Genomic DNA, 12209 nt, shown 5'->3' with positions numbered 1-12209 from the left:
AGAAGCACCGATTCACTATGTGCCAAACTTAATCTGAGGTCAATGCCTGGCGCTGCATTAGTAAACGATGCTCGCCCGGGCCCAGATAGTCGTGCTTTTGTGCACCGCTACGAAAACCCAGCTGTTGATATAACCTGATGGCATTGGTGTTGTCCGGAGCTACGCTCAACTGAGTGGTCTGATAGCCGAGCTGATCTACTTTTGCCAACCAGTGACGCAGTAGCTTTGCTCCAATCCCCTGGCCACGATGTTCGGCGCTAATCAGCATCGACATCAGCCACAGTGATTGTGGTTGCAGACCAGGTGCGCCCATACAATAACCGACGACCTGTTCGCCGCAGCAAGCCAGCTGCAATAATTCGGACCATTGATGATGAGCCTGGAAGAACAGAGGGGCTGGGTAGCCATCGGTAGGGTAATAACTGGCCTCCAGTGCTGTCAGCGCTGCCACATCGGCAACGCTTGCAGCACGGAAGCTGAGTTGTTGATCATTAACGTTCACGATCGAATTGCACACTAAAGGTCACAGGCACTACATAATCGATTCGCTCTAATCCGGCAATTTCCCGTAGTTTATTAACACCTTCGACCAGACCGAACTCTTTGGTTCTGATGAGTATCGGCTGTGATGTGGTCGCCACCATGCGGTCAGCACTTAATTTAGTGACCTGCACCATAGCTTCAAGATCAACCGCTTCGCCGGCAATAAACACTGTTAACGGAATTACAGCAGGCAAGGTGCCTGTAGGAGTTTCGTGCTCGTAAACCTCGGTGGGCACCTGCGCAGTAGCAGTCACCACCGGGAACTCACTGGCTTCAAACAGATGCTCAAGCATGCGTTCATTGCGGATCGGAATTTCTGTATCAATGCTGCTTACCGGAATACTGATTTTTAGTGCTCCATCGATCAGCTGACCTTCAAGTTGCGTAAAGCGGTGCCGCTCTGCAATGTGATCATTTTTCACTGATACGAAGTGCAAGCTCGAATGATCTGTATCTAACTGCCACTCATCGGCCAGCACTGAGCTACTGGTGGCAACATTTAAGGCGAGCGCCATAAGTGACGCACCGAATAGAGATTTCAACATATATACACCTCGTTTTGCTCGTGAATTGTAAAGTCTGTTACCACTAATACTAGCATATCTCTTTGATTGATCACGCAGATAGCCGGAACAGCAACAGCATGGGTTGTGATCAGTGCTCAAATTAAACCTTTTTGCAGTCACCCCCGTACACTACTACCATAGATAAGCAGAGCAGAACTAAAATGTGAAACTTCAATAAGGAGATCACCATGTTAAACGTACCGGCAATGAATAAGTGGTTAGCAGGCGCGCTAGTAATAGGCGCATTCTTAGTTTCAGCCAACACCTATGCACATGAAGAGCGGGATATCGTTGACGTCGCGGTCAGTGACTCGAGATTTTCAACTTTTGTTGCAGCTTTAGAAGCAGCAGACATGGTTGAAACTCTTCGAGGAGAGGGGCCTTATACCGTTTTCGCACCAACAAACAGAGCCTTTGACGCGTTGCCTGAAGGCATGCTGGACTCTCTCTTAGAGTCAGAGAATAAGGCTAGGTTACAGGCAGTCCTTGCGTACCATGTATTGAGCGGCAAAGTTATGAGCTCCGATATTAATGGTAGCGCATCGGCGCACGTAACAGTTCAGGGCGAAGAGTTATCAGTGAACGGTATGGAAGGAGTAAAAGTGGGCGCTGCTGAGGTTATCGCCACTGATCTAAAGGCATCGAACGGTGTCATTCATACCATCGATCAGGTTCTTCTACCGCCTTCAATGCAATAACGGTTGTCTTCCAACTTTTTCTATAGAACCCCGCTTTTGCGGGGTTTTTGCTTTTTTGTCGACAATTGGATGCTCAAAATATTGAAAAAGGCGCTTTGAAGCATTAAAATGCTTGGCGTGTTGAAAAAGTGTCGACACTATCCGGTGAGGTTTCGATACGTCAGACGCGCAGCTAATCCATTTGAAGCAAAGGCGAAAAAGTGACCGAGCACCCCAGTTTATTACGACAGGCCATTACCGCCTCCGATCGCGTGTTGTACGAAATTCAACGCGCCATTGTCGAAGGAACCATCGCGGCCGGTAGTAAAATCAGCGAGCCTGAATTTGCCCGCCGTTTTGATGTAAGTCGCGCACCGCTGCGCGAAGCACTGGCGCGGCTTGAACGCTGTCACCTCATCGAACGTACTCCGAACGCCGGTGCCCGCGTAGTTACCCTCACACCTGAAGGACTTATCTCGCTTTACCAAATCCGGGAAGAGCTGGAAGGCTTAGCGTGTCGACTGGCCGCTGAGCAAATGCCGGCGCAAGAAATTGAAGAATTAGCTGCGTTACTCGATCAACACCTGTCGACACAACGTGTACGTGAGGGCGAGAGTTACTATCAGGAAGCCGGTGACCTGGACTTTCATTATCGTGTCATTCTCGGCAGCAAAAACCCTTATTTAATCAATATGCTTTGTGATGAACTCTACTATTTAGTGCGCATGTACCGGGTACAAATGGGCATGAATGGACCGCGCGTTTCGCGTGCTTTTGATGAACACAAAGCGATCCTAAATGCCATCGCCAATCGCGATGGCGAACTTGCGGATTTGCTGATGCGCCGCCATATCAGCGCATCACGCCGCAATATCGAACAACAACTGCAAGCACAAAGGACCTAATATGACTCATCTTACAAGTGCTGGCGCAAAATTACGCCAGGCCATCCAGGACGAAAACCCATTACAAATTGTCGGCACCATCAACGCCTATACCGCAATGATGGCAGAGAAGGTAGGCCACAAAGCGCTTTACCTCTCTGGCGCTGGGGTAGCAAACGCCTCTTTTGGTTTACCGGATCTGGGTATGACCTCATTAAATGATGTTTGCGAAGATATTCGCCGGATCACTGGTGCCACTGATGTGCCTTTGCTGGTTGATGCTGATACAGGATGGGGCGGTGCATTTAACATCGCGCGTACCGTCAAAGAAATGACCCGTGCCGGTGCTGCAGGTTTCCACATTGAAGATCAGGTTGCACAAAAACGTTGCGGACACCGCCCGAATAAAGAAATCGTCAGCCAGGGGGAAATGGTCGACCGGGTAAAAGCCGCAGTCGATGCGCGTACCGACGACCAGTTTTTGATTATGGCGCGTACTGATGCCCTGCAACAGGAAGGTCTTGAAGCTGCGATTGAGCGCGCCCAGGCCTGTGTTGATGCCGGCGCCGATGCAATTTTCGCTGAAGCTGTACATACCCTGGACCAATACCAGGCCTTCACAAAGGCGCTAAATGTGCCAGTTCTTGCTAACATTACGGAATTCGGGGCAACGCCGTTGTTCAATAAACAGGAACTTGCGGATGTCGGCGTGGAAATGGTGTTGTATCCACTTAGCGCCTTCCGGGCGATGAATAAAGCAGCGTTAAATGTATATGAGAGTATTCTGGCTAACGGCGATCAGAAAGCTGTGGTCGACAGCATGCAAACGCGCGCTGAATTGTATGACTTTTTGAATTATCACGCGTTCGAAGAAAAACTCGACTCACTGTTCAACAAGTAAAAAACAAGAGCGTTATTCGTTATTCGTTACTCGAGCGTTCGCTGCGCTCACTGTTCGCAACCACGAACAGCGCAGCGTACGAACAACGAACAGCGAAGCGCACGAGTAACGATTTTGATTTTAGGATAAGGAGCTAAAGATGGTTGATAAAAAATTGAGTGGCGCTGGATTGCGCGGACAAGTAGCTGGTGAAACCAAATTATGCACCGTGGGGAAAAGCGGTTCAGGCCTGACCTATGCAGGTTACGACATTAAAGAATTAGCGGAAAAAGTAAGCTTTGAAGAAGTCGCGTATTTGTTGGCCCATGGCGAATTGCCAAAAGCTGATGCGCTGGCGGCTTATAAAGGTCGTTTAGCAAAACTTCGTGGTTTGCCACAGTCACTGAAAGATGTGCTTGAGCGTATTCCTGCTGATGCCCATCCGATGGATGTGATGCGTACGGGCTGTTCGTTCCTGGGCAATATTGAACCTGAAGAAGATTTTGATCAGGCGGACGATAAAATCGAGCGTCTGTTGGCGGCATTCCCAAGCATGTTGCTGTACTGGTACCACTTCAGCCACAACAACAAGCGGATCGAGACAGATACTGATGCCGATTCAATTGGTGCTCACTTCCTCGAGTTGTTGCACGGTGAGAAGCCATCACAGTTGCACACTGATGTGATGAACACTTCGTTGATTCTGTACGCAGAGCATGAATTTAACGCGTCAACCTTTACCGCGCGGGTTTGTGCTTCGACGTTGTCGGACATTTTCTCTTGTGTCACAGGTGCTATAGGTTCACTGCGCGGTCCATTGCATGGCGGTGCTAACGAAGCGGCCATGGAATTGATCGAAGATATGAAAGATCCCGATGATGCCGAGAAAACCCTGATGGGCATGCTCGAGCGTAAAGAAAAGATCATGGGCTTTGGCCACGCGGTTTACCGCGAATTTGATCCGCGCAATGACATCATCAAAGCCTGGTCTGAGAAATTAGCCAAAGAAAACGGCGATACTCGCTTATATGATGTGTCGGTACGTTGCGAAGAGGTGATGTGGCGCGAGAAGAAACTGTTTCCTAACGCTGACTTCTTCCATGCCTCGGCTTATCACTTCATGGGCATCCCAACCAAGTTGTTCACGCCGATTTTCGTCATGTCGCGGGTGACCGGTTGGACTGCACACGTGAAAGAGCAGCGTGAAAATAACCGTATTATTCGTCCAAGTGCTGACTATGTTGGTCCAGAGCCACGTCCGGTACCCGCACTGAACGAGCGCTAAGACGCCGTAGCCAAGGAGTTTGTTGATGTATAATGAAGCGTATCGGAAGCAGTTACCGGGTACCTCATTGATGTACTACGACACGCGTCAAGCGATCGAAGACATCGAGCCAGGTGCCTACGATAAACTGCCGTATACCTCACGAATTTTGGCTGAGAACCTCGTGCGCCGGTGTGAACCGGCGCAGTTGACTGAGGCCTTAAGCCAGTTTATTTACCGCAAAAATGATCGCGATTTTCCCTGGTATCCAGCACGTGTGGTTTGCCACGATATTCTCGGGCAGACGGCATTAGTTGATTTAGCCGGGTTACGTGATGCCATTGCCGCCAAGGGTGGCGATCCGGCAAAAGTTAATCCCGTTGTGCCAACGCAGTTGATCGTCGATCACTCATTGGCGGTGGAACACGCAGGCTTCGAAAAAGATGCGTTTGAAAAAAACCGGGTGATCGAAGACCGCCGCAACGATGACCGTTTCCACTTTATCAACTGGACCAAAACCGCATTTAAAAATGTTGATGTGATCCCGCCGGGCAATGGCATCATGCATCAAATTAATCTGGAGAAAATGTCGCCAGTGGTGCAAGTGCGAGATGGCGTGGCGTTTCCTGATACCTGCGTAGGTACCGACAGTCATACCCCTATGGTTGACGCATTGGGTGTGATTTCAGTTGGCGTCGGTGGTCTGGAAGCAGAAAGCGTAATGCTTGGCCGTGCTTCGTACATGCGCTTGCCGGATATTATCGGCGTTGAACTGACCGGCAAAATGCAGCCTGGAATTACCAGTACCGATCTGGTGCTTGCGCTGACCGAATTTTTGCGTAAAGAACGAGTAGTGGGCGCTTATCTCGAGTTTTACGGTGAAGGTGCTGATGCGCTGACCGTGGGTGATCGCGCTACCATTTCGAATATGACGCCAGAATACGGCGCTACCGCCGCGATGTTTTACATCGACGGACAAACCATCGACTACCTGAAGCTGACCGGACGCGAAGATGAGCAGGTGCAGTTGGTCGAGCAGTTCGCTAAAGAAACCGGCTTATGGGCTGATAGCCTGAAAACTGCCGAATACGAACGCGTTCTGACCTTCGACTTAAACAAAGTGCAACGCAACCTGGCCGGACCCTCGAATCCGCATGCCTTGCTGCCAGCATCTGATTTGGCGAAACGCGGGATCTCCGGCAAAGTCGAGAACGAAGAAGGCCTAATGCCGGATGGAGCCTGCATCATCGCGGCAATTACCAGTTGTACCAATACCAGCAACCCGCGCAACATGATCGCGGCAGGTTTGATCGCTCGTAATGCAAATAAGCTTGGCTTAACCCGCAAGCCATGGGTGAAGTCCTCACTGGCGCCAGGCTCGAAAACGGTAAAAATGTACCTGGAAGAAGCTGAGTTGCTACCTGAGCTGGAAGAACTTGGTTTCGGCGTCGTTGCCTTTGCCTGTACCACCTGTAACGGCATGAGTGGCTCGCTGGACCCGAAAATCCAGCAGGAGATCATTGACCGTGACTTGTATTCCACTGCGGTGTTGTCGGGTAACCGTAACTTTGACGGCCGTATTCATCCCTACGCAAAGCAAGCGTTTTTGGCCTCACCGCCATTAGTTGTGGCCTATGCCATTGCCGGTACCATCCGCTTTGATATCGAGAAAGACCCACTGGGTTTTGACCAGCAAGGTAAGCCGATTACGCTGAAAGATATCTGGCCTAGCGATGAAGAAATCGACGCCATTGTAAAATCGTCGGTGAAACCGGAACAGTTCCGTAAAGTATACGACCCTATGTTCAGCTTGTCGGTGGATTATGGGGATCAAACCAATCCATTGTACGACTGGCGCAAGATGAGTACTTATATCCGCCGTCCGCCGTACTGGGAAGGTTCGTTCGCTTCGGAAAATCAGCTGAAAGGGATGCGGCCACTGGCAATTTTAGGTGACAACATCACCACGGATCATTTATCGCCTTCAAATGCGATCATGGCCGACAGTGCTGCCGGTGAGTACCTGACCAAAATGGGCGTACCGGAAGAAGACTTTAACTCCTATGCAACCCATAGGGGTGATCACCTGACGGCGCAACGTGCAACTTTTGCTAACCCGAAACTCTTCAATGAGATGGTTCGTGATGAGAAGGGTGCGGTGATTCAGGGCTCATGGGCCCGGGTTGAACCGGAAGGCGAAGTGCTGCGCATGTGGGAAGCGATTGAAACCTACATGGAACGTAAGCAGCCATTGATTATCGTGGCTGGTGCTGACTACGGTCAGGGCTCGTCACGTGACTGGGCGGCCAAAGGCGTACGCTTAGCTGGCGTGGAATGTATCGTCGCCGAAGGTTTCGAGCGTATTCACCGTACCAACCTGATCGGTATGGGCGTGCTGCCGCTGGAGTTCGAAGCGGGAACCACACGCAAAACCCTGGAGCTTAACGGTACCGAAACCTACGACGTGAAAGGTGATATTGCCCCTGGTGCAACCATGACACTGGTTATCCATCGCAATGCAACTGAAACTGTCGAAGTGCCGGTGAAATGTCGTCTGGATACTGCTGAAGAGTTATCGATTTACTCCGCCGGTGGTGTGCTGCAGCGCTTCGCTCAGGACTTCTTAGAAGCCGAGGCAAGCTAGTTATGGCAGATACAACGACCTTTGCTCCGCAAATCAAAATTCCCGCCACCTATATGCGTGGCGGGACGTCAAAAGGGGTATTCTTCCGCCTCGACGATTTGCCAGAAGTGGCACAGCAACCAGGTGCCGCGCGCGATAAGTTATTGTTGCGGGTGATCGGCAGTCCCGATCCTTATGGCAAGCATACCGATGGCATGGGTGGCGCGACCTCGAGCACGAGTAAAACGGTGATCTTATCGCGCAGCAACAAAGCCGATCATGATGTCGACTATTTGTTTGGTCAGGTGTCAATTGATAAGCCTTTTATCGACTGGAGCGGTAACTGCGGCAACTTAACCGCAGCGGTGGGATCCTTTGCCATCAGTAATGGCCTGGTCGAAGCGGATCAGATCCCTGAAAATGGTATTTGCACGGTGCGGATCTGGCAGGCCAATATCGAGAAGACGATCGTCGCCCGGGTGCCTATGTGCAATGGCGAAGTACAGGAAACCGGTGATTTCGAGCTTGACGGTGTAACCTTTCCGGCCGCGGAAGTGCAGGTTGAGTTTATGGACCCGGCGGCCGATGACGGTGAAGGTAGTGGCGCCATGTTCCCAACCGGCAACGTGGTGGATAGCTTCGAAGTTCCCGGCTTAGGAGAGTTGCAGGCCACCTTTATCAACGCCGGTATCCCGACGATTTTCGTCAATGCCGAAGCTATCGGTTATACGGGTACGGAGCTGCAAGGGGCAATCAATGAAGATCCCCAGGCCTTGCAGATGTTTGAGAGCCTGCGCGCCCATGGTGCAGTGAAAATGGGCTTAATCGATGATGTAGCCGAGGCGGGTAACCGTCAGCACACGCCGAAAATTGCCTTTGTTGCGCCGCCGCAGGACTACATGGCCTCCAGTGGCAAACAGATCCATCTGACCGATATTGATGTGCTGGTGCGTGCGATGTCCATGGGTAAATTGCATCATGCAATGATGGGCACCGCAGCAGTTGCTATTGCCGCCGCAGCCGCGGTACCCGGTACCTTGGTGAATCTTGCTGCCGGTGGTGGCGATCGCACCTCGATTCGTTTCGGGCACCCGTCTGGTACCTTGCAGGTGGGTGCTGAAGCTAAACAAACCAACGGCGAATGGACCGTGACCAAAGCTATCATGAGCCGCAGTGCGCGGGTATTGATGGAAGGTTGGGTACGGGTACCGGGTGATTGCTTCTAATGCCGGTTAAGGCTCCGAAGAAATGCCCCTGTGGTGGTGGTTTGTACCGCAAATGTTGTGGCCGTTTTCACCTGCAAAATGCGGGTGAAGCGGCTTTACCTTCCTCGCCAGAGCAGTTAATGCGATCACGCTACAGTGCCTTTGCATTGGGGTTACGTGATTATCTGTTAAATACCTGGCATCCATCGACGCGTCCCCACACCCTTGATCTTACAGACAATCCCAAATGGGTGCAGTTACAGATTGTGAATAGCAGTCAAAAAGGCGCGCAGGGCCAGGTCCACTTTCGCGCCTATTTTCAGGTCGGCTCTGATATTGGCATGCACGAAGAACTCTCTGAATTTGTCAAAGAGGACGGTCGCTGGTTCTATTTAAAAGCAAAAAACTTACCGTAAGTTGCGCAGCGCCACAGCCATTCACACGGACCGTACTTGAAGCGGCTGAGCCACCATTTGCTGAATGGGATCTGCAGCAACCACAGCACAATCGCCATTGCCGTTGCTGTCGCCCGGCCATACTCACCGTACAGACTTAATCCATAACCATAAAACAATGTGGTGAAGACAATGGAGTGGGTAAGGTAGTTAGTTAAGGCCATACGTCCGGCTGGTGCTAAGTTCTGCAGCCAATGTTCACGTTTGGCCCGATAGGCACCACGCATGGCAAGGGCAATTATCGCCATGTACGCAAAACACAGACCAAAGTTTGCGATTTGCATGATGGTGTAGCCAAGCGCTGATTCAAGTGTTGGTATCATCATCTCAACGTCGGTGCCGTAAAAGCCGACATAAAGCGCCGAAGGTAAGCCCAGAATAAGCCCCCAGCGCAGTAATTGTTTATACGCAGTAGGACGTTTATCAAACGAGGTAAAAATGCCGTTACGGGCAAATGATGCGCCAATCAGGAAAATCCCTAGTATGGTGGGCAGGAAGAAGATCGCACCACCGCCGCCATAAATCATCATTAATTCAGCCTGACGGGCTTGCAGTACATCAGCATAGGATCCCGTAGCATAAGCCTGTTCGGCACTGGCAATTACTGCGTTTGCCGTTTGCTGCATTTGCTCCTGGTCGGCCATCACGCCTTGCGCAAACTCCGGTGACTGCATGGCAAAATGCAGGCTGACAGCACCTAACCAGAACATCAGGACCGGAAGCAGGAAAAACGCCACCCCCCATTTCCACAGCCGTGCCGCACTGCTATTGATAAAAAACAACAACAGCAGGCCAACTATGGCGTAGGTCAGCAATATATCACCTCCCCAGATGTAGGCGATATGGACGAAGCCAAACAGGCCAAGGATTAACAGGCGGCGAAAAAACAACCAGCGCGGGCTGTCATGATGCTGTTTAGCACGATCATAAAAAATTACGAAACCAATGCCAAACAGTAACGAAAACATGGTGTAGAACTTACCCTGAACAAAGGTAAATACGATCCAGCCAACGCTGCGGTCGATACCTGTAAGGCTATTATCAAAGCCAAACATCATCGCGGTCAACGGCCGTTGGAAAAACTCGATGTTCATTAGCAGAATACCAAGCAGCGCAAAACCACGAATGACATCAAGCATGTGGATGCGCTCGTTGGCACTAACAGGGCGGGTGAGGGTGGTCATGATTAAACTCTTTTTAGTTGTTATTTTGACGTTTAATCCTAGTCATTAAAATTTAAAAAACAACTTTAATTGTGTCCTCTCAGAAGCGCACCTTGCCTGAGTTAATGGCCCGGTAAGTCGGTTCGTCCAGAGGTTGGTAGCCCTGCTGCGTATCCAGCAGAACAAAAAGTTTGTCGGTAATGTCGGTCAGACTAAAACTTTCGCGTTTTAACTGGGATTTCTTCACTTTAAAGGTGGTGGTGAGCTCGTGTGCGTCGCGCAGGCGTACAAACCGGGGCAGGGCGTAATCGGGTAGCTTTGCGGATAAGTGCTGATAGAAGGCGTGTGGATTAAACTCGCGGCCCTGTTGTAACACCACCGAAACCATTCCCGCCCGACCTTCGGTAAAGGGAACTTTGACACCATAAGCAACGGCTTCTACGACATCACTAAACGTCGTAACTTGCGCTTCAACTTCTGTGGTGGCAACGTTCTCTGACTTCCAGCGAAAAGTATCGCCAACCCGATCAACGAAGGCGATATGCCGATAGCCCTGCCGGCGCACCAAATCGCCCGTATTAAACCAGCAGTCGCCGGGCTTAAACACATCGTGGAATAACTTGGCCTGGTTGGCTTCAGGGTTATGGGTGTAGCCATCAAAAGGTGCCTTGGCAGAGACTTCGGTAAGCAGCAGGCCAACCTCACCTTTGGCAACCTTTTGCAGTCGACCGGTAGCGTCACGCCGAGGCGTTTCATGCTCAAAGTCAAACTGCACAATGGCGTAGGTCATCGGCGAAAAGCCAACGGTACGCTTTAGATTGAAGGCATTAACAAAGGCTACGTTGCCCTCACTGGCGCCATAGAGTTCGCAGATCCGGGGAATGGCGAAGCGCTTTTGAAACTGGTCCCAGAGCTCCGGTCGCAGACCGTTGCCAAGTATCGCATGCACCGGATTGCTAGCGTCCATGACGTCCTTCGGTTGCTGCAGCAGGTAGCGGCAAAGCTCGCCCACATAAACAAAACAGGTCGCATTGAAACGTCTGACTTCAGACCAGAACTGGGTGGCGCTGAACTTTTCAGCTAAAGCTAAGGTGCAGCCGGTCATGATCACCGAACTGAGAGCGATGGATAAGGCTGTGTTGTGGTAGAGCGGCAGGGTGTTGTACACCGTGTCTTCTGGCTTCAGGCCGATAGCCATACGGCCAAAGCCAATACCGGCTTTGTACCAGCGCAGATGAGTCATGGCTGCCGCCTTAGGGAGGCCTGTGGTGCCGGATGTAAGCACGTAAAAACTGTTTTCACCAAGACGAATGTCTGCGGTTTCGGGTGGGTTACTACAGTGCCTGAGGTCCCGGTAAGGCGCCAGATAAGGTTGCAGATCCACAAATTTTTCTTGCCCGGTATCTAATGGCGCAGCTTTGCTATCGGGCCCGCTCAGGAAAATACGGCACGAGGCCGATAGTTCGCCTGTCACCTCGTTCAGGTTTTCCGCGAACTCATTCGTCGCAATCACTAAACAGGGCTGAATCACCCGAATGCTATGGGCCAGCTGTCCATTGCGTTGCTTCGGATTCAGCATGCCAGCGGTTGCGCCAAGCTTGTTAATCGCGAAGGCCCAGGCAACTTGTTCAGGGCTGTTGCGAAACAGCAGGCCGACACAGTCTCCGCGCTTGATACCGTAATCTTTTAAGGTATGCGCGAGTTGATTCACCCAGTGATTAAAATCGGCATAGCTGTACTGTCTGTCGGCAAATTTCAGCAGAATACGGTCTGGATGGCGGGCGGCCGCTTGTTGCAGGTAATAGCCGGTTGAGCCACGTTGGTTTTTATCGGTGCGGGCCAATTGCAGTAAGGTCATAACGAGACGTGGCAGACGCGGTGTGAAACGCACCAGAGCATGACCAACATCAAGCAATGAAAAAGTGTTTTTGGAATGATTTGTTTTCATT

Annotated in this window: 11 protein-coding genes; 7 read left to right on the top strand and 4 right to left on the bottom strand. The window is 51.1% G+C overall.

Annotation, left to right across the window (positions count from 1 at the left end):
- Positions 1 to 28: 28 nt before the first annotated feature.
- The gene (locus tag CWI69_RS04425; protein ID WP_157984238.1) at positions 29 to 502 is read right to left on the bottom strand and encodes a GNAT family N-acetyltransferase; all 474 of its coding nucleotides are present in this window, start codon (positions 500 to 502) and stop codon (positions 29 to 31) included.
- Positions 492 to 1088 carry a YceI family protein gene (locus CWI69_RS04420; protein ID WP_126762237.1) on the bottom strand — a complete coding sequence of 199 codons (597 nt, stop codon included), beginning with the start codon at positions 1086 to 1088 and terminating at the stop codon, positions 492 to 494. Before CWI69_RS04420 ends, CWI69_RS04425 begins: the two co-directional genes overlap by 11 nt.
- A 209-nt stretch (positions 1089 to 1297) precedes the next feature.
- Here CWI69_RS04420 and CWI69_RS04415 point away from each other — a divergent pair, with 209 nt between their 5' ends.
- The 7 genes from CWI69_RS04415 to CWI69_RS04385 all read left to right on the top strand — a co-directional run bounded on the left by CWI69_RS04415 (position 1298) and on the right by CWI69_RS04385 (position 9058).
- Positions 1298 to 1807: a fasciclin domain-containing protein gene (locus CWI69_RS04415; RefSeq protein WP_241971025.1), complete on the top strand. Its 510-nt coding sequence runs from the start codon at positions 1298 to 1300 to the stop codon at positions 1805 to 1807.
- A gap of 200 nt (positions 1808 to 2007) precedes the next feature.
- Positions 2008 to 2691, top strand: coding sequence for a GntR family transcriptional regulator (locus CWI69_RS04410; protein WP_126762235.1), 684 nt, complete (start codon positions 2008 to 2010; stop codon positions 2689 to 2691).
- Between the two features lies 1 nt (position 2692).
- Complete coding sequence (gene prpB, locus CWI69_RS04405) at positions 2693 to 3571, top strand: methylisocitrate lyase (RefSeq protein ID WP_126762233.1); 879 nt, start codon at positions 2693 to 2695, stop codon at positions 3569 to 3571.
- A gap of 139 nt (positions 3572 to 3710) precedes the next feature.
- Entirely contained in the window at positions 3711 to 4835 is a 1125-nt protein-coding gene (prpC, locus tag CWI69_RS04400) for a bifunctional 2-methylcitrate synthase/citrate synthase (RefSeq protein WP_126762231.1), read from the top strand.
- 25 nt (positions 4836 to 4860) lie between these two features.
- Positions 4861 to 7458 (top strand): Fe/S-dependent 2-methylisocitrate dehydratase AcnD, encoded by a 2598-nt coding sequence (gene acnD / locus CWI69_RS04395; protein WP_126762229.1) that lies wholly within the window; start codon positions 4861 to 4863, stop codon positions 7456 to 7458.
- Positions 7459 to 7460: 2 nt separating this feature from the next.
- Positions 7461 to 8663 carry a 2-methylaconitate cis-trans isomerase PrpF gene (prpF, locus tag CWI69_RS04390; RefSeq protein ID WP_126762227.1) on the top strand — a complete coding sequence of 401 codons (1203 nt, stop codon included), beginning with the start codon at positions 7461 to 7463 and terminating at the stop codon, positions 8661 to 8663.
- The gene (locus tag CWI69_RS04385; RefSeq protein ID WP_126762225.1) at positions 8663 to 9058 is read left to right on the top strand and encodes a YchJ family protein; all 396 of its coding nucleotides are present in this window, start codon (positions 8663 to 8665) and stop codon (positions 9056 to 9058) included. Before prpF ends, CWI69_RS04385 begins: the two co-directional genes overlap by 1 nt.
- Here the strand turns inward: CWI69_RS04385 and CWI69_RS04380 are convergent.
- Both CWI69_RS04380 and CWI69_RS04375 read right to left on the bottom strand, forming a co-directional pair.
- Positions 9031 to 10281, bottom strand: coding sequence for a DUF418 domain-containing protein (locus tag CWI69_RS04380; protein ID WP_126762223.1), 1251 nt, complete (start codon positions 10279 to 10281; stop codon positions 9031 to 9033). The two genes, CWI69_RS04385 and CWI69_RS04380, sit on opposite strands and share 28 nt — an antisense overlap.
- A 79-nt stretch (positions 10282 to 10360) precedes the next feature.
- Positions 10361 to 12208, bottom strand: a complete 1848-nt coding sequence (locus tag CWI69_RS04375; protein WP_126762221.1) for a long-chain-acyl-CoA synthetase — start codon at positions 12206 to 12208, stop codon at positions 10361 to 10363.
- Between the last annotated feature and the right edge of the window lies 1 nt (position 12209).

Origin of the sequence: Pseudidiomarina halophila, from assembly GCF_003987215.1 — a bacterium.
GTDB lineage: Bacteria > Pseudomonadota > Gammaproteobacteria > Enterobacterales > Alteromonadaceae > Pseudidiomarina > Pseudidiomarina halophila.
The sequence above is the reverse complement of the archived record's forward strand: the minus strand, read 5'-3'. Positions and strand labels throughout refer to the sequence as shown.